This is a genomic window from Cellulomonas sp. JZ18, assembly GCF_009720485.1.
Taxonomy (GTDB): Bacteria; Actinomycetota; Actinomycetes; order Actinomycetales; family Cellulomonadaceae; genus Cellulomonas.
The window spans coordinates 3,867,800-3,890,130 of record NZ_CP045245.1 but is presented as its reverse complement, the minus strand read 5'-3'; the positions used below and the strand labels follow the sequence as shown (position 1 = coordinate 3,890,130).

The window sequence follows — 22,331 nt, the reverse complement described above, 5'->3', positions numbered from 1 at the left end:
GGCCGACGAGTGGCGCGCTCGGCGGGTCAGGGGGCAGCCGGGGGGCGGCCCCGGCGCGGTGGCGGGGCCGCGTCGCCGGGCAGCCGGCCGGCGTCCGCGAGGGCCCGGCGGACGATCAGGTCGACCTGCGCGTTGACGCTGCGCAGCTCGTCCGCCGCCCACCGGGCGAGCGCGTCGTGCACGGCCGGGTCGAGGCGCAGGAGCACCTGACGGCGCTCGCGCCCCCGGCCAGGCCGTGCCGGCTGCTCGTCGCTCATCCCGGGGCCCCGCGTGAGCGTGGACGCGGTTCACGCGTACAGCGTCCCCGTGTTCACGACGGGTGTCGCGCGGCTCTCGCCGCACAGGACGACGAGCAGGTTCGACACCATCGCGGCGCGGCGCTCGTCGTCGAGCGTGACGACGCCGTCGGCCTCGAGCCGCCCGAGCGCGCCCTCGACCATGGAGACGGCGCCCTCGACGATCCGCTCGCGGGCGGCGATGATCGCGCCCGCCTGCTGGCGCTGGAGCATCGCCTGCGCGATCTCCGGCGCGTACGCCAGGTTGGAGATGCGCGCCTCGATGACCTCGACACCGGCGATGACGACGCGCGCGGCGACCTCGGCGGCGATCTCGGCCGACACGACGTCCGTGGCGCCGCGCAGGGAGTTCTCGCCGTCGTCGGCGTGGTCGTAGGGGTGCGACATCGCGACGTGCCGCAGCGCCGACTCCGACTGCACGTGCACGAAGTCCTCGTAGTCCTCGACGGCGAAGGTGGCCTTCGCGGTGTCGGCGACCTGCCAGACGACGATCGCGGCGATGTTGACGGGGTTGCCGTCGGCGTCGTTGACCTTGAGCTCGTTGGTCTCGAAGTTGCGCACGCGCACCGACACCTTCTGCCGGGTCGTGAGCGGGACCGTCAGCACGAGCCCCGTGCGCCGCACGGTGCCGACGTAGCGGCCGAAGAGCTGCACGACGCGCGTCTGCCCGGGGCTGATGACGGCGATGCCGGTCGGCAGGAGCACACCGACGACGAGCACGACGACGCCCAGCACCCCGAGCGCCCCCGTGTCGGTGTCGTCCGCGACGCCGAAGAGGACGAAGGCGGTGACGACGCAGACGACGGCGAGGAGGATCGCGAGCAGCGCGCCGCCCGTGCCGAGGGACCACGCCGGCCGCTCGGCGACGTCGACGCGCGCCCCGGCGTGGCCGACGGGCCGGCCGCTGGGGTCACCGCCCACGGACTCCTGCGGGGGGCGGACGTGTCGGGCATGGGGCCTCCTCGGTGCTGTGCTGATGCGATAGCAAAGTGATATCACATTCGCGTCCCTGCCGTCGTCCGCGCCGTCGACCCCGGGATTCCGCAGCGATCCGGGGAGTGGGTGCTGCGCAACCACGGGTTCGTCGGCGAGGAGCCGGTGGACGGGGCGGCGGGCGAGGCAGGGGAGGGCGGCGGCGCCGGTGGGCGGACGGCTGGGGTCCGCAGCGGTCGGCGGCGGCCGGACGGCCCCGGACGGCAGCGGTCCCCGCCCGGCACGGAGCCGGACGGGGACCGGGGCCGCACGGGGCGGCGGGGGACGCGTCAGGCGAACCGGCGCAGGCGGAGGCTGTTGGCCACCACGAGCACCGACGAGAACGCCATCGCCGCGCCCGCGATCATCGGGTTGAGCAGCCCGAGCGCCGCGAGCGGGATCGCCGCGACGTTGTACGCGAACGCCCAGAACAGGTTCTGCCGAATCACCCGCAGCGTGCGCCGCGAGAGCCGGACCGCCTGCGGGGCGGCCGCGAGGTCGCCCCGGACGAGGGTCAGGTCGGCCGCCTCGATCGCGACGTCCGTGCCCGTGCCCATCGCGAGGCCCAGGTCGGCGGTCGCGAGCGCCGCGGCGTCGTTCACGCCGTCGCCCACCATCGCCACCCGGGCGCCGCCGGCCTGCAGCCGCTCGACGACCGCGACCTTCTGGTCGGGCAGCACCTGGGCGATCACGTCGTCCTCGGCGATGCCGACCTCGCGGGCGGCTGCGAGCGCCGCACCCCGGTTGTCGCCGGTGAGCAGCACGGGCCGCAGGCCGAGGGCGCGCAGCTCCCGCACGGCGTCCGCGGACGTCGGCCGGACGGGGTCGCGCAGCACGAGGACGCCCCGCGCGGCACCGTCCCAGGCCGCGACGACGGCGGTCGCACCGTCCGCCTCGGCAGCCGCGACCGCCTCGGCGGCGGCCGTCGTGTCCACGCCCTGCTCGCCGAGCCAGCCGAGCCGGCCGACGAGCACGCGCCGGGCCAGCCCGACGCCCGCGTGCGCGGCCCGCACGACGCCCACGACGCCACCACCGGCGGCCGCGTGGAACTCACGGACCTCGTCGGAGCCGATCGCGACGCCGTCCGCGCCGACCCCCGCGGGGACCGGGGCGAGCGCCTCGGCCGCCTCGGCGACGGCCCGCGCGATCGGGTGCTCGGCGCGTGCCTCGACCGCGCCGGCCAGCCGCAGGACCTCGTCCCGCTCGGTGCCGGTCAGGGGCACGACGTCGACGAGACCCATGCGCCCGGCGGTCACCGTGCCGGTCTTGTCGAGCACGACGGTGTCGACGGCGCGGGTCTCCTCGAGGATCTCCGGACCCTTGATGAGGATGCCGAGCTGCGCGCCGCGGCCCGTGCCGACCAGCAGCGCGGTCGGCGTCGCCAGCCCGAGGGCGCAGGGGCACGCGATGATGAGCACGGCCACGGCCGCGGTGAACGCCGCCTGCAGGCCACCGCCGGTCGCCAGCCACACCGCGAAGGTGCCCAGCGCGATGACGATCACCACGGGCACGAACACCGCCGACACGCGGTCCGCGAGCCGCTGCACGGGTGCCTTGCCGGTCTGGGCGCGGGCGACGAGCCGGCCGATCTGCGCCAGCCGCGTCTGCTCGCCGACGCGCGCGGCGCGCACCACGAGGTGACCCGACGTGTTGACGGTCGCGCCGGTGACCTCGTCGCCCGGGCCGACGTCCACCGGCACGGGCTCGCCGGTCAGGAGCGAGGTGTCGACGGCGCTCGTGCCCTCGACCACGACGCCGTCCGTCGCGACCTTCTCGCCGGGGCGCACCGCGAACAGGTCGCCGACCGCCAGGCGCGCGACGGGGACGCGCTCCTCGCGCCGGCGCCCGTCGGGCCCGGTGACGAGCAGGGCCACGTCCTTCGCGCCCAGGTCGAGCAGCGAGCGCAGCGCGTCACCCGCACGGCGGCGCGAGCGGTGCTCGGCGTAGCGGCCCGCCAGCAGGAACGTCGTGACGACGGCCGCGACCTCGAAGTACAGCTCGGGCATCGCCGGGCCGTGGCCCGCCGACGCGGCCGGGAGCAGCGTCGGCTGCATGCGCATGCCGAGCTCGCCGGCGCCACCGAGCAGCAGCGCCCACAGCGACCAGGCGCTGGCGGCGACCACGCCGATCGACACGAGCGTGTCCATCGTCGACGCGCGGTGGCGGGCCGCGCGGGCGGCGGCCTTGTGGAACGGCCAGGCCGCCCACGTGACCACGGGCAGCGCGAGCGCCGCCACCACCCACTGCCAGCCGGTGAACTGCGTGGCCGGCACCATGCTCAGGACGAGCACGGGGACGGTCAGCACCGCGGCGACGCGCAGGCGCCGGCGCAGGTCCGTGCCGCGGGCGTCGACGGGCGCCGACGTGTCGTCCTCGGAGAACCCGTCGATGCCGCCGTGGTCGTGCGGGCCGCGGCGGTGCTCGCCCGGGTCGGGGTGCCTGCCGTGGTGCACGGGCGCGGCACCGGGACCGGCCGGGGCGCCCTGGGCGACGGCCGGTGCCTGGGCCGTGCCGGCGGGCGCGGCGTGACCCGCGTCGGCGTGCGTCCCGGCGTGGGTGCCGGCGTGCGTCCCCGCGTCGTCGTGGCCGTCGGCCGCGGGTGCCTCACCCGGGACCGTGCCCGTGCCGCCCGTCCGCCGTGCGTCGTACCCCGCGGAGCGGACCGCGGCGACGAGCGCGTCGACCGTCGGGGCCGGTGCGTCCGGGCCGGGGTCGGACAGCTCGACGTGCGCGGTCTCGAGGGCGAGGTTCACGGTGGCGCGGGCGCCGGGGACGCGGTTGAGCTTCTTCTCGACGCGTGCGACGCAGGACGCGCAGGTCATGCCCTCGACGGCCAGGTCGACGGTCGCGACGGGGGCCCCGAGGGCCTGCCCGACCGCGGCGTCGTGCGGGCCGCCGGTCCGTGCGGCGCTCACAGCAGCGACCGGGTCGGCGTCACCGCGTACCCGGCCTCCTCGACGGCGGCGGACACCGCGGCGGCGTCCAGCGGCGCGTCGGACGTGACGGTGACGGGGGACGAGCCGCCGGTTACGAGCTCCACCTGCACGTCGGTGACGCCGGGCAGCGCGGTGAGCTCGGAGGTGACGGACTGCACGCAGTGCCCGCAGGTCATGCCGTCGACGCGGAACGTGGTGGTCTGGCTCATGGGTCTCTCCTTCGACGGGGCGCGGCGGGTGCCGCCGCGCGGGGACTGTGGGGTCAGCTGCGGACGAGCCGCGCGATGGCGTCGGCAGCCTCGCGGACCTTGGCGGCGCCGGCGTCGGGGGACTGCCGGGCGGCGTCGACGACGCAGTGCGCGAGGTGGTCCTCGACGAGGCCGATGCTCACGGCCTGCAGGGCCTTGGTGACGGCGGAGATCTGCGTGAGGACGTCGATGCAGTACGTGTCCTCGTCGACCATCCGCGCGATGCCGCGCACCTGGCCCTCGATGCGGCGCAGCCGCTTGAGGTAGTCGTCCTTGGCGGGCGTGTAGCCGTGCGGCGCCTGCGGGTGCTCGTGCACGCCGGGCGCCGACGCGGTCGCCGGGGTCGTCGTCTCGCTCATGTCCACGCCAACAAGGTACCCCCGGGGGTATTCCCTCCGGCCGCGACTCCGTCCCGCCGGAGCGCCGCCGTCCCGGATCGTGGGACGGATCCGGGATGATGGACGCCATGCGGGTCTCGGCGAAGGCGGACTATGCGGTGCGGGCGTGCGCGGAGCTCGCGACCCGCCCGGCCGGGGACTCCGTCCCCGCGGACGCACTGGCCGCGGGGCAGGACATCCCGACGAGCTTCCTCGAGCGCATCCTCGGTGACCTGCGGCGCGGCGGCGTCGTGACGAGCGTGCGCGGCCGCTCGGGCGGCTACCAGCTGGCGCGGCCGGCCGCGGAGATCACGCTCGCCGACGTCATCCGCGCCGTCGACGGCCCGCTCGTCACGGTGCGCGACGTCCGCCCGCCGGCGCTCACGTACGAGGGGTCGGCCCGCTCGCTGCTCGAGGTCTGGGTGGCGCTGCGGGCGTCGGTGCGCGACGTCCTCGACGTCGTGACGCTCGCCGACCTCGTCGCCGGCGACCTGCCGGACGCGGTGCACGCGCTCGCGGCGCGCGAGGACGCCTGGCACAACCCCTGATCCGCGGTCCGCGTCCTGGGACGCGTGTCCACCATGTGACCGCCTCTTGAAAGACGAGCAAGCGGGTCGGAATTATCGGGAGTGCTCCGGGGGCGCCCGCGTCCCGCCGACTCCTCGACCGACGCCACGGCGCCGGCCGCCTGCCCGAGGTGGTTGTCCGTGCCCTCCTCCTTCATCCTCCTGGCCCTCGTCGGCCTCGCCGCGCAGCTCGTCGACGGTGCGCTCGGCATGGCGTACGGCGTCACGTCCACGACGCTGCTGCTCGCGGTCGGCACGAACCCGGCGGCCGCGTCGGCCACGGTGCACCTCGCGGAGATCGGCACGACGCTCGCCTCCGGCGTCTCGCACTGGAAGTTCGGCAACGTCGACTGGAAGGTCGTCCTGCGGGTCGGCGTGCCCGGTGCCGTCGGCGCGTTCGCCGGGGCGACGTTCCTGTCGAACCTCTCGACGGAGTCGGCCGGGCCGGTCATGTCGACGGTCCTGCTGGCCCTCGGGGTCTACCTGCTGGTGCGCTTCACGCTCAAGGGCCTGCGCACCGACCGACGGCACCTGCCGCTGCGCAAGCGGTTCCTCGCGCCGCTCGGCCTGTTCGCGGGGTTCGTCGACGCGACCGGGGGTGGCGGCTGGGGCCCGGTCGGCACCCCCGCGCTGCTCGCGTCCGGGCGGCTCGAGCCCCGCAAGGTCGTGGGCTCCATCGACACGTCGGAGTTCCTCGTCGCGCTCGCCGCCAGCCTCGGCTTCCTCATCGCCCTCGGCTCGCAGGGCATCGACTTCTGGATGGTCGCGGCGCTGCTCGTGGGCGGGCTCGTCGCGGCACCCCTCGCGGCGTGGCTGGTCCGGCACGTCCCCGGACGCGTGCTCGGGTCGGCCGTCGGCGGCGTCATCGTCCTGACGAACACCCGCACGATCATCCGGTCCGACTGGGTCGGCTGGAAGGGCACCCCGGCCGAGGGCCTCACGCTCGCCGCGATCGCGCTGGTGTGGGTCGCCGCGGTCGTGTGGTCGGTGCGGGCCTACCGCAACGACCTCGCCGCCCAGCGCGCCGACGCCGTGGACGTCCCCGTGCCGACCCCGGTCGCCGGTCCCGCCGCCTGACCCGCTCGCAGCGACGCCCAGCCGCCCGACCCGATCGCAGCGACGCCCCCGCCGGTCACCGGCGGGGGCGTCGTCGTGCACAGGGGGACGTCAGGCCGGGGGAGTCGCCTCCGCCGCCGCACGAGCCGCACCGGGGAGCGCCTCGACGACGCGGTCGAGCGCCGCCTCGTCGTGGGCGGACGAGACGAACCACGCCTCGAAGGCGGACGGCGGTGCGTAGACGCCGGCGTCGAGCAGCGCGTGGAAGAACGGCGCGTACCGCCAGTGCTCGCTCGCCTGCACGGCGGCGTAGTCGCGCGCGCCCTCGGTGGCGGCGCGCTCGCCGAACACGACGCTGAACAGGTTGCCCGCCCACTGCAGCGCGTGCGGCACGCCGGCCTCCGCGAGCGCGGCCGTCACCGCGCGTCGCAGGTAGGCGGAGGCGGCGTCGACGCGCGCGTACGCCTCGGCGTCCGCGAGCCGCAGCGTGGCCAGGCCCGCCGCGGTCGCCACCGGGTTACCCGAGAGCGTGCCCGCCTGGTAGACGGGGCCGAGCGGCGCGAGCAGGTCCATGACCTCGGCCCGGCCGGCGACGGCGGCGACCGGCAGGCCCCCGCCCACGACCTTGCCGAACATGAGCAGGTCGGGCTCCCAGCCCTCGGCGCGGCCCTCGAGGCCCCACCACCCGCCGGGGCCGACGCGGAACCCGGTCAGCACCTCGTCCTGGACGAGCAGCGCCCCGTGCTCGCGCGTGATCCGGCGCAGCCCGGCGTTGAACCCCGGCAGCGGCGGGACGACGCCCATGTTCGCCGGCGCCGCCTCGGTGAGCACCGCGGCGATGGAGTCGCCGTGCTCGGCGAACGCCGCCTCGACCGCGTCGAGGTCGTTGTACGGCAGGACGATCGTCTCCGCGGCCGTCGCGGCGGTGACGCCCGCGGACCCCGGCAGCGCCAGCGTGGCGACGCCGGAGCCGGCCGACGCCAGCAGCCCGTCGACGTGCCCGTGGTAGCAGCCGGCGAACTTGACGACCTTGTCGCGGCCCGTGACGCCGCGCGCGAGCCGCACGGCCGTCATCGCGGCCTCGGTGCCGGTCGAGACGAGCCGCACGCGCTCGGCGGCGGGCACGCGGCGGCGGATCTCGTCGACGAGCTCGACCTCGGTCGCCGTCGGGGCCCCGAACCCGAGACCCCGCCCGGCGGCCTCCTGGACGGCGGCGACGACCTCGGGGTGCGCGTGGCCCAGCAGCGCCGGACCCCACGACATCACGAGGTCGACGTACTCGCGCCCGTCGACGTCCCTCAGGTAGGGGCCCGACGCGGAGGCGACGAACCGCGGCGTGCCGCCGACCGACCCGAACGCGCGGACCGGGGAGTTCACGCCGCCGGGGATGACCGCCTGCGCGTGCGCGAACGCGTCGTCGCTGCGGGTCTCCCAGCCGTCGGCGGGGGCGTCCGTGGGCGCCGCCGCGTCGTGCGGGGCGGGGTAGTCGTTCGGCTCGTCCGTGCCGGGCTCGTGCTCGAGCTGGGTCATCACCGCTCCTCCGCCAGCCAGCCGGCCAGCTCCGTCGCCCAGTACGTCAGGACCGCATCGGCACCGGCCCGCTTGATGCTGAGCACGGACTCCGTGATCGCACCCCGACGGGTGATCCACCCGTGCGCCGCGGCGGCCTCGATCATGGCGTACTCACCGGACACCTGGTACGCCCACACGGGCACCGACGACGTCGCCGCGACGTCGGCCAGCACGTCGAGGTACGACATCGCGGGCTTCACCATGACGACGTCCGCGCCCTCGTCGACGTCGATCGCGACCTCGCGCAGCGCCTCCCGGCGGTTCGCGGCGTCCATCTGGTACGTGCGCCGGTCGCCCGAGAGCTGCGACTCGACCGCCTCCCGGAACGGCCCGTAGAACGCCGACGCGTACTTCGCGGCGTAGGCGAGCACCGAGACGTCGGTGTGGCCGGCGGCGTCGAGCGCGTCCCGGACGACGGCCGTCTGGCCGTCCATCATCCCCGAGAGCCCGACGAGGTGGGCGCCGGCGTCGGCCTGCGCGAGGGCCATCGCCGCGTACCGGGACAGGGTCGCGTCGTTGTCGACCGCTCCCGCGGGCGTCAGCACGCCGCAGTGGCCGTGGTCGGTGAACTCGTCGAGGCACAGGTCGGCCTGCACGACGAGCGCGTCCCCCACCTCCGCGACGACGTCCGCGATCGCGACGTTGAGGACACCGTCCGGGTCGGTCGCCTGCGAGCCGGTGGCGTCCCGGTGCTGCGGGATGCCGAACAGCATGACCCCGCCCACGCCGGCCTCGGCGGCGCGGACGACCTCGCGGCGCAGCGAGTCGCGCGTGTGCTGCTGCACACCGGGCATCGACGTGATCTCCCGCGGCGTGTCCAGGCCCTCGCGCACGAACACGGGGAGCACGAGGTCGGCCGGGTGCAGGCGCGTCTGCGCGACGAGCCGGCGCATCGCGGTCGTGCGGCGCAGGCGGCGGGGACGGTGCCGGCCGGCGGTGTAGCCGCCGGCGGCCGTGGGGTCGGCGGTGGCGGGCCCCGCCGGTGCCGGGGTGCCGTCGGTGGTCGGGGTGGTCACGGGGTGTCCTCCCGGGGGTGGGGGTGGTGACGACGCGCGCGAGGGCGTCGACGAGGCCGAAGAGGGTCTGCTGCTCGGCCACCGCGTCGACGTGCACGCCGAGGCGCTCGGCCTCGGCGGCGGTGCTGGGGCCGATCACGGCGACGCGGGTGCCGGGCCGCGGCGGACCGAGGTGGTCGACGAGCGCGCGGACGGTGCTCGCGGACGTGAGCAGCACCGCGTCCACCTCGCCCGACGCCCAGGCCCGCGCGACCTCCGGCTCGGGCGGGCCGGCCGGCACCGTGCGGTAGACGACGGGGTCGTCGACGGACCAGCCGGCGGTCGTCAGGCCGTCGGCGAGCGTGGACGCGGCGAGGTCGCCGCGCGGGAAGAGCACGCGGGCGCCCGCGCCGGCCGGGGAGCCGTCGGGGCCCGCCTCGACCCGGGGCACGGCCGGCCACGCGGCGACCAGGTCGGCCGCGGTCGAGCGGACCGGCGGGACGACGTCGACCGGCACGCCCACCGCCTCCAGGGCACGGCGCGTGCCGGGGCCGACGGCCGCGACGCGGGCGCCGCCACGGGCGACGAGCGCGGCCAGGCCCTCGTCGGTCGCCGCCGCCCGGTCCGCGAGCACCGCCACGGCGGCCTGGCTCGTGACGGCCAGCCAGCCGTACCAGCCGGCGCCGAGGGCGAGCAGCGCGTCGTCGAGCACCGTGAGGTCGTCGACCGGGACCGTGCGCACCAGGGGGACGACGACCGGCTCGGCTCCCGCGGCGCGCAGCGCGATCACGGCGGGGCTCGGCGCGCCGTCGCCCGGGCCGTCGAGGGGCGGGCGCGGGACGAGGACGCGCAGGCCCGCGAGCGGGTGCGCTGCCGAGGTGCCGCCGTCCGCTGCACCCGCGTCGGCGGGCGGGTGCGTCACGACGACGTCCCGAGCGGGGCGAGGTCGGCCGCGCCGGCGTCGAGGAGCTCGTCCGCGAGCGCCCGGCCGAGCGCGCGTGCGTCGTCGTCGCCGGCCACCGGGCCGCTCGTCCGGCGGCGCAGGGAGCGCGCGCCGTCCACGGCGACGACGGTGGCGTCGAGCGTGAGCGTGCCGTCCGCGTCGAGGACGCCCCACGCCCCGATCGGGGCCGCGCAGCCCGCCTCCAGCCGCGCGAGCACGGCGCGCTCCGCGACGACCGCCCGCCGGGTGGGCACGTCGTCGAGGGCCCGCAGGGCCTGCGCGAGCGGCGCGTCCCCGGCGGCGTCGGTGGTGCGGACCTCGACGGCCAGCGCACCCTGGCCGGGCGCCGGCAGCAGGACGTCGGGACCGAACAGCTCGGTCGCGGCGTCGAGCCGGCCCAGCCGCGCCAGGCCCGCCGCGGCGAGCACGACGGCGTCGAGGTCGCCGACGGGCGAGCCGCTCGCCGTCGGCACGACGGGGGTGGCGGTCGGCGCCGGCGCCGCGCCCTCGACGGGCACCGCGCCCCGCACCCGACGCAGGCGCGTGTCGACGTTGCCGCGGATGTCGACCACCTCGAGGTCGGGCCGGGCGGCCCGCAGCTGCGCGGCGCGCCGGGGCGAGCCCGTGCCCACCTTCGCACCCGGCGGGAGGGTGGCGAGCGTCAGGCCGTCGCGTGCGCACAGGGCGTCGCGCGGGTCCTGCCGGACGGGGACGGCGGCCACCGCGAGGCCGTCGGCGTCGGCCGTCGGCAGGTCCTTGAGGGAGTGCACGGCCACGTCGCAGCGGCCGTCGAGGAGCGCGTCGCGCAGCGCGGTGACGAAGACGCCGGTGCCGCCCAGGGACGCGAGGGGTGCGGAGACCCGGTCGCCCTCCGTGCGCACGCGCACGGTCTCGACCGTGAGGTCGGCGAGGTCGGCGAGCGCGTCGGCGACGTGCCCGGTCTGGGTGAGCGCGAGCACGCTCGCACGGGTACCGACACGGACGTGCTGGGGCATGCCTCCAGTCTCGTCCCGGCCGGGGGCGATGTCGAAGCCGGAGGGCCCCGCGGTGCCCCTTCTCACAATTCCCGGCCCGTCGTCCTGACAATGCGTCAGGACCGCGTCACAGCCGACGAGGAATTGTGCTGACAATGCGTCAGGACGGCGTCACACGACGCCGCGCCCGACGAGAAAAAGGGTAAGGCTCCCCTTTCCTCGCATCAATTCCCCCGCCGGTGCGACCCGGTCGCAGCGGCGACGGGGCGACGTCAGCCCGGCGCCTCGTCGGGCGCCGGGGCCTGCGCGAGCAGCGCCGCGGCGGCCGCACGGGCGTCCGGCACCACCGACGCCAGGCCCGTCCCGGACGCCCACGCCCCGCACACCGCGACCCCGGGGACGTCGGCCACCGCGGTGCGCACCGCGTCCACCGCCGCGCGGTGCGCCGCGCTGGGACGCGGCAGCGACTGCGTCCAGCGGACGACCGCGTGGCCCACGAGCGCGCTCGCGGGCAGCGGGACGCCGAGCAGCGTCGACGCGTCGGCCAGCGCGACGTCGAGGAGGACGTCCGCGGGCGGGGTCCCGTCGGCCGCGTGCGCCGCCGACGCCCGCCCGAACGACAGCCGCACCACGTGCCGGCCCGGCCGCGCGGTCCGGGCGAGCCAGCCCCACTTGGCCGTCGCGTGCGTGAGCGCCTTCGCCGTCACGTCGGTGACCCCGGGGCCGACCAGGACCCCCGTGCCGCGCGGGGCCGCGTCGAGGACGGGTGCGTCGAGCACGAGCGTCACGAGCGTGACCGGGACGCCGGCGTCGGTCGCGACGTCGCCGAGCTCCACCCCGTCGAGGCCACGCAGCAGGTCCGGCGCCTGCGGCGTCGCGAGGAGCACGCGGGCGGCGCGCAGCGTGCGTCCGCCCGCGGCGGGTGCGTCCGTGGCCGGCCCGGCCTGCCCCGCGGCACCCGACCCGCGGGCGGTCGCCGGCTCGGTGCCGACCGCCAGCCGGCCGTCGTCCTCGCGGACCAGGCCCGTCGCCCGCGTGCGGGTCAGCACGACCCCGCCGTGCGCCGTCACGTCGGCGACCAGCGCGTCCACGAGCCGGTGGATGCCGCCGGCGAGCCCCTGCACGGCGCTGCCCGCGGGAGCGGCCGCGCGCAGCGCCCGGACGCCTCGGGCCAGGGACCCCGCGCGGCCGCCCGGGCCGCGGTCAGCCCCGGGGCGACGGTGTCGGTCGCGAGGTCGTCGGGGTCGGCCGCGTGGACGCCGCCGACCACGGGGTGCACGAGCCGGTCCGCGACGGCGTCGCCCATCCGGGCCCGCACGAGCGCGCCGAAGGTGGTGGCGCGCGCGCCGACGCCCGCCGGCAGCACCAGGTCGAGCGCGGCACGCGCCGCGCCGGCCGCACCGAGCGTGCGGCGCACGTCCGCGGCCAGGGGGTGCGCCGGGACGCCGAGCAGCCCGGTGTGGGGCAGCGGGCCGTCGCCGCTGGTCAGGTGCACCCACGCACCGCGCGGCTCCGGCGTCACGACGTCGTCGCCCAGCCCCAGCTCGCCCAGCAGCGCCGCGACCGCGCCGCCGCGCGTGGCGAACGACTCCGCTCCCGCGTCGAGCCGCAGGCCCGCGACGTCGTGGCCGCGCACGGCCCCGCCCGGCGCGTCCCGCCCGTCGACGAGGACGACACGCAGGCCGGCCCGGACGAGGTCGCGCGCCGCGACCAGACCCGCGACGCCGGCGCCGACCACGACGACGTCCCAGGCGGGCGCCAGGTCGGAGGCGTCCGGGGCCGGCACGGGCGCGTCGGTCACAGCGAGTGGACGAGCTCGACGACGCGGGTCAGCACGGCCGGGTCCGTCTCCGGCGGCACGCCGTGGCCGAGGTTGACGACGTGCCCCGGGGCCGAGCGCCCCCGCCGGACGACGTCGCGCACGTGCGCCTCCAGCACGTCCCACGGCGCGCCGAGCAGCGCCGGGTCGACGTTGCCCTGCAGCGGCGTCGTGCCGCCGAGCCGCCGGGACGCCTCGTCCAGCGGGACGCGGTAGTCGACGCCCACGACGTCCGCACCGGCGTCCCGCATGGCCACGAGCAGCTCACCGGTCGCGACGCCGAAGTGCACGGCCGGCACGCCGAGCGCACGGGCCCGCGCGAGGACCGTCCCGGACGCCGGTGCGCAGTGCGCCGTGTAGTCCGCCAGGGACAGGGCGCCCGCCCACGAGTCGAAGAGCTGGGCCGCGCTCGCGCCCGCCAGCACCTGCGCCTCGAGGAACGCGCCCGTCACCTCGGCGGTCCAGTCCATGAGCGCCGCCCACGTGGCGGGGTCGGCGTGCATGAGCCGGCGCGCGGCGAGGTGGTCGCGGGACGGCCCGCCCTCGACGAGGTACGCGGCCAGCGTGAACGGCGCGCCGGCGAAGCCGACCAGCGGCGTCGTGCCGAGGCCGGCGACGGTGCGCTCCACGCCGGCGGTGACCGGCGCGAGGCGCTCGGGCGTCAGCGGGCCGAGGTCGCGCAGGCGGGCGACGTCGTCCGCCGTCCGCACCGGCGCGCCCATGACGGGGCCCACGCCGGAGCGGATCTCGACGTCGACGCCGACGAGCTTGAGCGGCACCACGATGTCGGAGAAGAAGACGGCCGCGTCGACGCCGTGCCGGCGCACCGGCTGCAGCGTGATCTCGGCCGCGAGGTCCGGGTCCAGGCACGAGTCGAGCATCGGGATGCCCGCGCGCACCTCGCGGTACTCGGGCAGCGAACGGCCGGCCTGACGCATGAACCACACCGGCAGCCGCTCGGGGCGTCGGCCGGAATACGCCGTCAGGAGCGGCGAATCGGTGGTGCGCCCGTCGACGAGCGGATGGTGTGCTGAAAGACTCACACGATCGATTGTGCCGGACAATTCCCGGGATGATTGAATCGAGCACGTGGTGCTGCTGTCCCTCGTCGCGAGCCACCACGACCTCGACCTGACCGTCCTGGAGCGTCTGCAGTCCGACGTGCACGCCGTCGGCAAGGAGCTCGTGGCCGCGACCCCCGCCGTCACCGGTGCCGTCGTCCTCGCGACGTGCAACCGGTTCGAGCTGTACCTGGACGTCGACGACGTCGCGCACACCCCCGACGCCCGCCGCGTCGTCGCGGAGGCCGTCGCCGTGCGCTCGGGGTACCAGGCCGAGCAGGTCGCGGAGCACCTGCGCCCGCTCACCGGCACCGACGCGAGCGAGCACCTGTTCGCGGTCGCCTCCGGGCTGGAGTCGATGGTCGTGGGGGAGCGGGAGATCGCGGGCCAGGTGCGCCGTGCGCTCACCAGCGCCCGGCAGGACGGCACCACGACGTCGACCCTCGAGGCGCTGTTCCAGGCCGCGTCCCGCGCGTCGCGCGCCGTCGAGTCGGCGACGGGCCTGGGCGCCACCGGCCGCTCGGTCGTGGGTGTCGCGCTCGACCTCGCCGAGCGCACCCTGCCGCAGCGCGACGGCACCGCCGACTGGGCGGGGCTGCGCTGCGTCCTCGTGGGCACCGGGTCCTACGCCGGCGCCAGCCTCGCCGCCCTCAAGGCGCGCGGCGTGCGGGACGTGCGCGTGTACTCGGCCAGCGGCCGGGCGGGGTCGTTCGCGGCCGCCCGCGGCGTGCGCGCGCTGCCGGCCGGCGCGGACCTGCTCGCGGAGGTGCGCGACGTCGACCTCGTGGTCGCGTGCAGCGGTGCCGCCGGAGCGGTGCTCGGGGCCGACGCCCTCGCGTCCGCCCGCCGCGGGGAGGCGCGTCCGCTGACCCTCGTGGACCTCGCGCTGCGGCACGACGTCGACCCGGACGTGCGCACGCTGCCCGGCGTCGAGCTGGTGTCGCTGCAGTCGGTCGCGGAGCACGCCCCCGCCGAGCACGCGGCGCTCGGGCGGGCCCGGGCGCTCGTCGAGCAGGCGGCCGCCGAGTTCGAGGCGGACCGTCGCGTGCGCGACTGGGAGCCCGCGGTCGTCGCCGAGCGCACGCGCGTGCTCGGGGCGCTCGAGGCCGCGCTCGACCTGGTGCCGGAGGACGTCCGCGACGAGCGGCGGGCCCGGTCGCTGCGGCGCAAGGTCCGTGCGCAGCTGCACGGCCCGACCGTCGCCGCCCGGGCCGCGGCCCGCGCCGGTGACACCGCCGCGTACGCCGCCGCGCTGGCGGAGCTCGCCGCCGTCGAGGCCCCGGACGTCGGCACGGTGACGTCACCCCGCTGACCGCCCTCGGGGCCGACGGCCTCCCGCTCGCCCGTCGAGCCCGTGGTCGTGCAGCGGTCGTGCGGCGGATCGGTGCAGGAGGACGGGTTCGTCGGCGGGGGCCGGTGCGTCGTCGTCGCCCGTCCTCGTCGTCGCCCGTCGTCGCGGCGGTGCGGGCGCGAAAAAGCGCACCGGGCCTGGTCGGGGGGGAGGACCAGGCCCGGTGCGGTTCCGGGGTCAGCCGCTCAGGGGGCTGACGTCGGCGCGGAGGCTGGTGAAGCGCTGTCCGTGCCGGTGCACCTCGATCGTAGAGGATCCAGGCGCGAGATGGGAGAGTTTCCGTCCATTCGTCCAGATCAGGAGTGCGCCCAGTGCCGCTGCTGCGCGGCGGGGCCGGGTGCCCACGTGTGCGGGACCACCTGGTTGGTCTGGATGTCGGTGAGCTCGGCCGCGTAGACGATCGCCTCGTACACGCCGGCCTCCACGCGCTCGAGGTGCAGCCGCTCGGCGCGCTCGATGTCGTCGCCCAGGTGGGAGATTCGGGCGACGACGTACCGCTGCGCGTCCTGCCACTGGTCGACGACGCGCACGGAGAGCCCGTTCCAGCGGGCCGTCAGGTCGAGCTCGAACAGCTCGGTGACGTCCTCGCGCGCGACGCGGCGGTACCAGCGGCCGGACGGCGACTGGTGGAAGCCGGTCTCGGCGAGCGGCGGGTTCGCCAGGGCTAGCACGACCGTGTGCCCGCCGTCGACGACGTCCGCCTCGAGGTAGGCGCCGTGCCACTTGGCGACCGGGCCGACGCAGCGCGACAGCGACGCGAGGGCCGGGCGGGGGGCGCCGAGCTGCGTGACCGTCCAGCCCGTGCCGACGTCGCCGTAGCGCGCGAGCAGCGTCGACGAGCCGTCGTCGTGCACGCGGATGAGCTCGGCGCCCGGGGGGATGCGGGAATGGCGCAGCCACCACAGCGGGACGATGTAGCCGGGCACGTCGCGGTACTGCAGCTGCGGCGACGACTCGAACCGCAGGATGTCGATGTACCGGTCGTACGGGCTGAAGGGGGACCCGGGGTACCCCAGGCCGTGGACCTCGAACAGCTGCGCGGGGGTCGTCGCGAACGCGACGTCCTCGGCGCGGACCACGTACCCGGCGATGCGGTCATGGCCCTGCGTGAGGTGCGCCTGGGTGAGCGCGGGCGTGATCGCCTTCTGCATCAGAGTCACGGGCGGGCTTCCTTGCCGGATCGGAGGAGGGGAGGGTTCCGACGGACGCGTCCGATTCTGACCGGCAACAGGGCACATGTCCAGGTTTGGGCGGTCCCCGGTGCTCGCGCTCCCACCCCCGTGCGCCCCGCTGGGCCGTCCGGGTGGCGCGAACGGGGGACCAAAGGGACGAGCGTGACGAACCGGGCGGGTCAGTGCTCCAGGTGGGCGACGAGCTGGGTCGCCAGTCCGGTGTACGTCGCCGGGGTCAGCGCGCCGAGCCGCTCGGCGACGTCGGCGGGCAGCCCGAGGCCCGCGACGAACGTCCGCATGTCCTCGGCCGTGAGGCGACGGCCGCGGGTCAGCTCCTTGAGCCGCTCGTACGGGTTCTCCATGCCCTCCACGCCGGCGACGGACGCCGCGCGCATGGCCGACTGCACCGCCTCGCCGAGGACCTCCCAGTTCTCGTCGAGCTCGCGGGCCAGCAGCGCCTCGTCGACGGCGAGCGCGCGCAGGCCACGGCGCACGTTGTCGATCGCGAGCAGCGAGTGCCCGAAGGCCGGGCCGATGTTGCGCTGCGTGGTGGAGTCGGTGAGGTCGCGCTGCAGGCGGCTCGTGACGAGCGTCGAGGCGAGCGTGTCGAGCAGCGCGGACGAGATCTCGAGGTTCGCCTCGGCGTTCTCGAAGCGGATCGGGTTGACCTTGTGCGGCATCGTCGAGCTGCCCGTGGCGCCCGCGACCGGGATCTGCGTGAACACGCCCCTGCTGATGTACGTCCACACGTCGGTGGCGAGGTTGTGCAGCACGCGGTTGAAGCGCGCGACGTCGGCGTAGAGCTCGGCCTGCCAGTCGTGCGACTCGATCTGCGTGGTGAGCGGGTTCCACGTCAGGCCGAGGTGCTCGACGAACGTGCGGGAGACGAGCTGCCAGTCGGCGTCCGGGACGGCGGCCAGGTGCGCCCCGTACGTGCCGGTCGCGCCGTTGAGCTTGCCGAGGAACTCGTCGCCCTCGATGCGGCGCAGCTGGCGGCGCAGGCGGTGGGCCAGGACCGCGAGCTCCTTGCCGAGCGTCGTCGGCGTGGCCGGCTGGCCGTGCGTGAGCGCGAGCATCGGGCGGGCGGCGTGCTCGGCGGCCATCGCCGCGACCTCGTCGACGAGCGCGACCGCGGCCGGGAACCACACCTCGCGGACGGCGCCGCGCACCATGAGCGCGTACGAGAGGTTGTTGACGTCCTCGCTGGTGAGCGCGAAGTGAACGAGCTCGTTGACCTGCGGCAGCACCGTGTCGGCGCGCAGCGCGTCGGGCGCGGCGGCGATGCGGCGCTTGAGGAAGTACTCGACGGCCTTCACGTCGTGCACCGTCGTGCGCTCGATCTCCGCGAGCTCGGCGATCTCGTCCGCGCCGAACGTCGCCACGACGTCGCGGAGGTACTCCTGCTCGTCCGGCGCCAGCTCCGGGGCGCCGGGCACGACGCCGTGGTCCGTCAGGTGGATGACCCACTCGACCTCGACCTCGATGCGTGCCCGGTTCAGCGCCGCCTCCGACAGGTGGTCCACCAGCGGCGCGACGGCCGGGCGGTAGCGCCCGTCGAGCGGCCCGAGGGCGACGGACGGCGTGACGTCGGCGAGGCGGACGCGCGCGGAGGCGTCGACGGGCGAGGTCATGGAGGAAGTGTCCCAGAGGTGGGACGTGCGGTGGCACGGCCGTCCACGGGCCACGGCCGGCCGCACGTGCCAGCATGCGACGCAGGGCACGCGATGCAGGGCACGCGATGCAGGGGGGACGCATGGACGCACCGCGGCGGCACCGCGTGCGGGTGGTCGGGCTGCTCGCCGTCGGGCTCGTCGTGGCCGTCGGGGTCCCGGTGCTCCTCGGGACGCGTGACCTCGGCGACGCCCTCGTGCGGGCGGCCGTGCTGGTGGTGGTGATGGTCCTCCTCGGCGTCGGCCTGAGCCGGTACGCGCGCCGGCGCGCGGCCGACGGCGTGCTGGAGGGCGGCGCGCGCGCCGACCCGGGCGTGCACCCCGAGGTCGACGACCGCTGGCACCGCGTGGAGATCCGGCCCACCGCCGGCGCCGTCGACCTGCGGCCCCTGGCGGGCGGCAGGCGCTCCTGGCGGGTGGGACGGCTCGTCCTGGACGTGCGCGGGGAGCCGGAGGTCGGCCGCACGATCGGCCTGCGGGAGGGGTGGCGGATCGCCCCCGGCCTCGTCGTGGTCGCGCTCGCCACGCCCGGAGGCACCGTGGAGCTCGCGGTGCGGCGCGACGCCGTGGACCTCCTGCGGGAGCGGCTGCGACCGGCGGGATGACGTCGTGGAGGGTCGACCCGCGGACGAGCAGGCCTGCCGCGGCCTCGCCGCACCTCGCGGAGGTGCCGGCCCTCACCGGCCCGTCGTCGAGAAGTGCTGGTAGTCCTTCGGGCTCGTCCAGTGGCCGCCCCACTGCCACCCGTGCGCGGCGAACGCCTGCACGACGACGTCCCCGTCGAGGACGACGCCGGGCGCGACGGGCCGGCCGACGAACGCCGCCCCGGCGGGCGGCAGGACCGTCGTCCCCCGCACGTACGGGTTCTCCACGGGGTTGACGTCGATCGCGCGCCCGTAGGAGTGCTCGGACCAGCCGGTGCCGCCCGTGACGGCGCGGCAGTTGAAGGCGCTCGTGTTGTCGGCCGCCATGGACGCGTCGTCGTCGGCGCCGAAGTCGTCGACCAGCCGCATCGACGCGATCGGGAAGCCGGCGTCGAAGAGCGTGCGGAAGACCTCGACGAGCCCGGCCGCGACGTCGGCGTGCACGACGAGCTCGCCGGTCACGACGCCGCCCGCCATGTCGTGGTGGGTGACGGTCACGTACCGCAGGTCCTCGAGGGGCACCGGGCAGCCGGGGCGCCAGGACGCGTGCATGCGGGCCGCGAGCTCGGGCGTGATCGGGGTGACCGTGGCCGCGTAGGCGGGTGCGGGTGCGGGGGTCGCGCCCTCGTCGACGACGGCCGCACCCGTCCCGGGGTCGACGACGCGGTAGCGCTCCGTGCCCGGGGACGCGGCGGCGGGACCCACCCCTCGGTGCCGTCGGCCCGCTCGACGGCCGCGACGACCGTCGGCTCGTCCTCGACCGCGCCGGAGGTGCACGCGGCGCACGCCGCGAGCGCCGCCGTCGCCAGCACCGCCACCGCCGCGTGCGGACGCCTGCCCCCGCCCCTGCTCATCCCGTCAGTGTGCGCGCGGACGCCCGCCCGGGCACCACCGGCGACCTCCGGCCGCGGTCCGGACGCCGGCGTGCACCGCGGCGCCACCAGCCGGCGAACAGCGCGACCGCGAGCAGCACCTCCGCGACGTCGCCCCCGTAGTACATCCACTGCGCGGCGGCCTCGCTCTGCGCGACCGGGTGGGCGCCGCCCGGGGGAGGCGGTCCGCGTGCGCGTAGAGGTACTTCGCGAGAGCGCCGTGGACCCCTGCCGCGACGACCAGCACGACCGCGCGCGTCCCGAGGCCCGGGCGGTGCGGTGCGGGATCGGTCCCGGCGACCGCCCACGCGAACAGGGTCCCGGCGAGCAGGAAGTGCACCAGCACCAGCGCGTGCACGGCCGGCTCGCGCCCGGCGAGGCCGTACAGCGGCGTGAGGTACAGGACGACCAGCGCGCCGACGTGCAGCAGCGCCGCGGTCACCGGGTGGGTGAGCACGCGCACGACGCGCGCGGCGAGCACCGCCGCCAGCGCGCGCCGCCCCCGGGTGGACGCCGCCCCCAGCAGCAGCGTCACCGGTGCCGCGAGCACGAGACCGACGGGCGCGAGCATCCCGAGCAGCACGTGCTGGAGCATGTGCCGCACCGCCGGCTCCGGCACGACCGCGAGCGCCGGGGACACCGCGACCCCCACCAGCAGCGCGCCCGCGCACCACGCCGCCGTGCGCGCGGGGCGCCACGGGCGCGGCATGCGGGACCGGTACGCCGCGACGCCCGCCGCGTACGGGAGGGCGAGGGCGGCGGCGACCAGCACGGCGACGAGCCACGCGCCCGGGGCGGGGGCGCCGGGGACGCCGTGGTGGCCGGCCGCGGCGGCGAGCGCGGTGCTCACAGGGCCGGTGCCCACGGGCCCGGTGCCCACAGGGCCGGTGCTCACCGGCCCGCGGCGCGCCGGCCCGACGGCGGGTCGTCGTCCCGGCGGCGCCGACGGCTCCGGTCGGGCACGTCGTCGGGCGCCGGTCCTGCCGCGTCGGGGTCGACCGCGGGCGTCGCCCCGGTGACGGGTCGGGTCGCACGGCGACGGCCCGAGGCGTGGTGGGGAGCGCTGGCGTCGCCGGTCGGGGCGTCGGGTCCGGGGTCGTCCCCGGAGGCCGCGCCCGTGGGCGGCCACGTCTCCGGCGCGGTCCTGCGGGGGGCGGGCAGGACCGGTGCGACGTCACGCGCGGGCCACGCCGGGACGCCGCCCCCGGCGTCGAGCCCACCTTCCGCGTCGCGCCCACCCTCCGCGTCGCGCCCACCTTCCGCGTCGCGCCCACCCTCCGGGTCCGGGCCGCCCCGCGCGTCGGGCCCGCCCCGACGTCCGCCACGGGCTCCGCGTCCTCCCGCCCCGCCCGCCGCCGCCCCCGCTCCGGCGACGCCGCACGTCGTCCGGCCGCCGTGCGGACCAGCCCCGCCCGCCACGCGAGCACCGCGCCCGCGACCAGCAGCAGCACCGCGAACCCGTTCCACGCCAGGTCGTACGGCAGCAGGTCGACGTCGTAGCGCACCTGGTGCAGGCGCAGCACCTTGTGCACCACCAGCCCGTCGAGCAGCTGGAACGCGCCGGCACCGAGCAGCCCGCCCGCCCACGCCGCCGCGGGCTCGAGCGCACGCCGGCGCACGAGGTCCGCGAGCAGGAACGCGCCCGCGACGAGCGCGACCAGCTCCGCGGCGTGCAGCAGCCCGTCGGAGAGCAGCGCGGCGTCCGGGGTCCCGCGGTCGTAGAAGTGGTGCCAGGCGAGCAGCTGGTGGAAGACGATCTCGTCCACCGCGGCCATGAGCCCGGCGCCCACCAGCGCCGCCGCCCCCGCCGAGCGTCCGCGCTCGCCCGTCGTCCTCGTCCCCTCGGTCACGTCGGTCCCCTCCCCTCCCGACCTGGGTACCGCGCCGTGCGGCGGATCGCCCGCCGGGCCGTCGATCCCGCGGGCGCGTCCCACTAGCCTGGCCGCGGCCGCACCGACGACGAGGGGGAGGGCCGTGCCGACGACGCAGCGCACGCCACGACCCCCGCGCCGCGCCTCGCCCCGCCGGCCGCGCCACCCGCCGCGGGACGCGCCGCCGCGCTCACCGCGCTCGCCGCCGCGCTTGTCGTCGTCGCCGTGCTCGCCGCCGCGCTCGCGGGTCCGGTCCGGCTCACCGCCGACCCCGTCGCCCCGCTCGAGCTGCCGACGTTCAGCGCGCCGCCGCAGCTGCCGCCGCCCACCGCCGGGCCCGACCGGACGGTCGAGGACGCGCCCCCGCCGCCCGCGTGGCTCGGGGACGTCGTCGGCGCCCTGCTCACCCTCGTCGCCGTCGCCGCGCTCGCCCTGCTCGCCCGGTGGCTGCTGCGCCGCCGGTGGTGGGTGCGCGACGGCGGCCCCCGCGACGACGACCTCGACGGGGCCGAGGGCGACGTCGACGACACGCACGTGGTCGCGGCGATGCGCGCCGGCGTCGCGTCCGCCGCGCGGGCGCTCGACGACGACGTGCCCCCGGGCGACGCGGTCGTCGCGGCGTGGGTCGCGGTCGAGGACGCCGCCGCCTCGACCGGCGTGGTGCGGGACCGCGCCCAGACGGCGACGGAGTTCACGGTCGACGTCCTCGACGGCACGCGCGCCGACCCGGTCGCGACGCGCGCGCTGCTCGACCTGTACCTGGCGGCGCGCTTCTCGGCGCACGCGGTGACGGCGGCCGACGTCGTGCGAGCGCGCGAGCTGCTCGCCGCCGTGGGTGACGGTCTCGCCCGGCGCGCCGACGACGACGACCGGCGGGACGACGCGCAGGGGGCCGGGTGAGCGGCGGCGCGGTGCACGGTCGGGGGCGGTGCACGG

General features: G+C 77.3%; 20 protein-coding genes and 2 pseudogenes. 5 read left to right on the top strand and 17 right to left on the bottom strand.

The annotated features are described in order from the left end of the window. Nucleotides 1-26: 26 nt before the first annotated feature. From GC089_RS17575 to GC089_RS17555, 5 genes are all read right to left on the bottom strand, one after another. Nucleotides 27-257, bottom strand: coding sequence for a hypothetical protein (locus GC089_RS17575; RefSeq protein WP_155378714.1), 231 nt, complete (start codon nucleotides 255-257; stop codon nucleotides 27-29). Between the two features lie 30 nt (nucleotides 258-287). After that, on the bottom strand, nucleotides 288-1,217 hold the full coding sequence (locus tag GC089_RS17570) for an SPFH domain-containing protein (RefSeq protein WP_230684932.1): 930 nt from the start codon (nucleotides 1,215-1,217) through the stop codon (nucleotides 288-290). Between the two features lie 341 nt (nucleotides 1,218-1,558). Beyond that, nucleotides 1,559-4,090 (bottom strand): cation-translocating P-type ATPase, encoded by a 2,532-nt coding sequence (locus GC089_RS17565; protein ID WP_155379319.1) that lies wholly within the window; start codon nucleotides 4,088-4,090, stop codon nucleotides 1,559-1,561. Between the two features lie 89 nt (nucleotides 4,091-4,179). Continuing rightward, a complete protein-coding gene (locus GC089_RS17560; RefSeq protein ID WP_155378713.1) occupies nucleotides 4,180-4,413 on the bottom strand; it encodes a heavy-metal-associated domain-containing protein in 234 nt (77 codons plus the stop codon). 53 nt (nucleotides 4,414-4,466) lie between these two features. After that, entirely contained in the window at nucleotides 4,467-4,811 is a 345-nt protein-coding gene (locus GC089_RS17555; protein WP_230685284.1) for a metal-sensitive transcriptional regulator, read from the bottom strand. A gap of 107 nt (nucleotides 4,812-4,918) precedes the next feature. On the opposite strand from GC089_RS17555, the gene GC089_RS17550 reads away from it, so the two are divergent. Together GC089_RS17550 and GC089_RS17545 are read left to right on the top strand one after the other, a co-directional pair. Beyond that, the gene (locus GC089_RS17550; protein WP_155378712.1) at nucleotides 4,919-5,377 is read left to right on the top strand and encodes an Rrf2 family transcriptional regulator; all 459 of its coding nucleotides are present in this window, start codon (nucleotides 4,919-4,921) and stop codon (nucleotides 5,375-5,377) included. A gap of 228 nt (nucleotides 5,378-5,605) precedes the next feature. Continuing rightward, entirely contained in the window at nucleotides 5,606-6,472 is an 867-nt protein-coding gene (locus GC089_RS17545) for a sulfite exporter TauE/SafE family protein (RefSeq protein WP_230685283.1), read from the top strand. Nucleotides 6,473-6,562: 90 nt separating this feature from the next. Here GC089_RS17545 and hemL read toward each other — a convergent pair whose 3' ends face one another. The 7 genes and pseudogenes from hemL to hemE all read right to left on the bottom strand — a co-directional run bounded on the left by hemL (nucleotide 6,563) and on the right by hemE (nucleotide 13,797). Then, nucleotides 6,563-7,981 (bottom strand): glutamate-1-semialdehyde 2,1-aminomutase, encoded by a 1,419-nt coding sequence (gene hemL / locus GC089_RS17540; RefSeq protein ID WP_155378711.1) that lies wholly within the window; start codon nucleotides 7,979-7,981, stop codon nucleotides 6,563-6,565. After that, nucleotides 7,981-9,039, bottom strand: coding sequence for a porphobilinogen synthase (hemB, locus tag GC089_RS17535; RefSeq protein ID WP_370514035.1), 1,059 nt, complete (start codon nucleotides 9,037-9,039; stop codon nucleotides 7,981-7,983). Before hemB ends, hemL begins: the two co-directional genes overlap by 1 nt. A gap of 61 nt (nucleotides 9,040-9,100) precedes the next feature. Then, nucleotides 9,101-9,808, bottom strand: a pseudogene (locus tag GC089_RS20290) (uroporphyrinogen-III synthase); the annotation flags it as partial. Nucleotides 9,809-9,936: 128 nt separating this feature from the next. Next, on the bottom strand, nucleotides 9,937-10,956 hold the full coding sequence (hemC, locus tag GC089_RS17525) for a hydroxymethylbilane synthase (RefSeq protein WP_155378710.1): 1,020 nt from the start codon (nucleotides 10,954-10,956) through the stop codon (nucleotides 9,937-9,939). Nucleotides 10,957-11,207: 251 nt separating this feature from the next. Next, complete coding sequence (locus tag GC089_RS20285; RefSeq protein WP_370514034.1) at nucleotides 11,208-12,059, bottom strand: NAD(P)/FAD-dependent oxidoreductase; 852 nt, start codon at nucleotides 12,057-12,059, stop codon at nucleotides 11,208-11,210. Beyond that, complete coding sequence (locus tag GC089_RS20280; RefSeq protein ID WP_370514033.1) at nucleotides 12,002-12,736, bottom strand: FAD-dependent oxidoreductase; 735 nt, start codon at nucleotides 12,734-12,736, stop codon at nucleotides 12,002-12,004. The genes GC089_RS20285 and GC089_RS20280 overlap by 58 nt, the downstream gene beginning before the upstream one ends. Next, a complete protein-coding gene (gene hemE / locus GC089_RS17515) occupies nucleotides 12,733-13,797 on the bottom strand; it encodes a uroporphyrinogen decarboxylase (protein WP_155378709.1) in 1,065 nt (354 codons plus the stop codon). Before hemE ends, GC089_RS20280 begins: the two co-directional genes overlap by 4 nt. A 46-nt stretch (nucleotides 13,798-13,843) precedes the next feature. Between hemE and GC089_RS17510 the strand changes: the two genes are divergently transcribed. Continuing rightward, nucleotides 13,844-15,127 (top strand): glutamyl-tRNA reductase, encoded by a 1,284-nt coding sequence (locus tag GC089_RS17510; RefSeq protein WP_155378708.1) that lies wholly within the window; start codon nucleotides 13,844-13,846, stop codon nucleotides 15,125-15,127. A 335-nt stretch (nucleotides 15,128-15,462) separates the two neighbouring features. On the opposite strand, the gene GC089_RS17505 is transcribed toward GC089_RS17510, so the two are convergent. Together GC089_RS17505 and purB are read right to left on the bottom strand one after the other, a co-directional pair. Next, nucleotides 15,463-16,317 (bottom strand): hypothetical protein, encoded by an 855-nt coding sequence (locus tag GC089_RS17505; protein WP_230685282.1) that lies wholly within the window; start codon nucleotides 16,315-16,317, stop codon nucleotides 15,463-15,465. A 200-nt stretch (nucleotides 16,318-16,517) separates the two neighbouring features. Then, on the bottom strand, nucleotides 16,518-17,969 hold the full coding sequence (gene purB, locus GC089_RS17500; protein ID WP_155378707.1) for an adenylosuccinate lyase: 1,452 nt from the start codon (nucleotides 17,967-17,969) through the stop codon (nucleotides 16,518-16,520). 122 nt (nucleotides 17,970-18,091) lie between these two features. Between purB and GC089_RS17495 the strand changes: the two genes are divergently transcribed. Beyond that, entirely contained in the window at nucleotides 18,092-18,613 is a 522-nt protein-coding gene (locus GC089_RS17495) for a hypothetical protein (RefSeq protein ID WP_155378706.1), read from the top strand. 72 nt (nucleotides 18,614-18,685) lie between these two features. On the opposite strand, the gene GC089_RS17490 is transcribed toward GC089_RS17495, so the two are convergent. The 3 genes and pseudogenes from GC089_RS17490 to GC089_RS17480 all read right to left on the bottom strand — a co-directional run. Next, nucleotides 18,686-19,357: a M15 family metallopeptidase gene (locus GC089_RS17490; RefSeq protein ID WP_230684931.1), complete on the bottom strand. Its 672-nt coding sequence runs from the start codon at nucleotides 19,355-19,357 to the stop codon at nucleotides 18,686-18,688. Nucleotides 19,358-19,510: 153 nt separating this feature from the next. Further along, on the bottom strand, nucleotides 19,511-20,374 hold the full coding sequence (locus tag GC089_RS17485) for a cytochrome c oxidase assembly protein (RefSeq protein WP_155378705.1): 864 nt from the start codon (nucleotides 20,372-20,374) through the stop codon (nucleotides 19,511-19,513). Between the two features lie 625 nt (nucleotides 20,375-20,999). After that, a pseudogene (locus GC089_RS17480) lies at nucleotides 21,000-21,299 on the bottom strand (DUF2243 domain-containing protein); the annotation flags it as partial. A 321-nt stretch (nucleotides 21,300-21,620) separates the two neighbouring features. On the opposite strand from GC089_RS17480, the gene GC089_RS17475 reads away from it, so the two are divergent. Then, on the top strand, nucleotides 21,621-22,295 hold the full coding sequence (locus GC089_RS17475; RefSeq protein ID WP_155378704.1) for a DUF4129 domain-containing protein: 675 nt from the start codon (nucleotides 21,621-21,623) through the stop codon (nucleotides 22,293-22,295). Nucleotides 22,296-22,331: the final 36 nt, after the last annotated feature.

Excerpts from the sequence above, each read along its gene's own strand:
- hemC (WP_155378710.1), bottom strand. The coding sequence starts at position 10,956 with ATGCCCCAGCACGTCCGTGTCGGTACCCGTGCGAGCGTGCTCGCGCTC.
- GC089_RS17555 (WP_230685284.1), bottom strand. The coding sequence starts at position 4,811 with ATGAGCGAGACGACGACCCCGGCGACCGCGTCGGCGCCCGGCGTGCAC.
- GC089_RS17565 (WP_155379319.1), bottom strand. The coding sequence starts at position 4,090 with ATGACCTGCGCGTCCTGCGTCGCACGCGTCGAGAAGAAGCTCAACCGC.
- GC089_RS17495 (WP_155378706.1), top strand. The coding sequence starts at position 18,092 with ATGGACGCACCGCGGCGGCACCGCGTGCGGGTGGTCGGGCTGCTCGCC.
- GC089_RS17550 (WP_155378712.1), top strand. The coding sequence starts at position 4,919 with ATGCGGGTCTCGGCGAAGGCGGACTATGCGGTGCGGGCGTGCGCGGAG.
- GC089_RS17575 (WP_155378714.1), bottom strand. The coding sequence starts at position 257 with ATGAGCGACGAGCAGCCGGCACGGCCTGGCCGGGGGCGCGAGCGCCGT.
- GC089_RS17560 (WP_155378713.1), bottom strand. The coding sequence starts at position 4,413 with ATGAGCCAGACCACCACGTTCCGCGTCGACGGCATGACCTGCGGGCAC.
- GC089_RS17505 (WP_230685282.1), bottom strand. The coding sequence starts at position 16,317 with ATGCAGAAGGCGATCACGCCCGCGCTCACCCAGGCGCACCTCACGCAG.
- GC089_RS17545 (WP_230685283.1), top strand. The coding sequence starts at position 5,606 with ATGGCGTACGGCGTCACGTCCACGACGCTGCTGCTCGCGGTCGGCACG.
- hemL (WP_155378711.1), bottom strand. The coding sequence starts at position 7,981 with ATGACCCAGCTCGAGCACGAGCCCGGCACGGACGAGCCGAACGACTAC.
- purB (WP_155378707.1), bottom strand. The coding sequence starts at position 17,969 with ATGACCTCGCCCGTCGACGCCTCCGCGCGCGTCCGCCTCGCCGACGTC.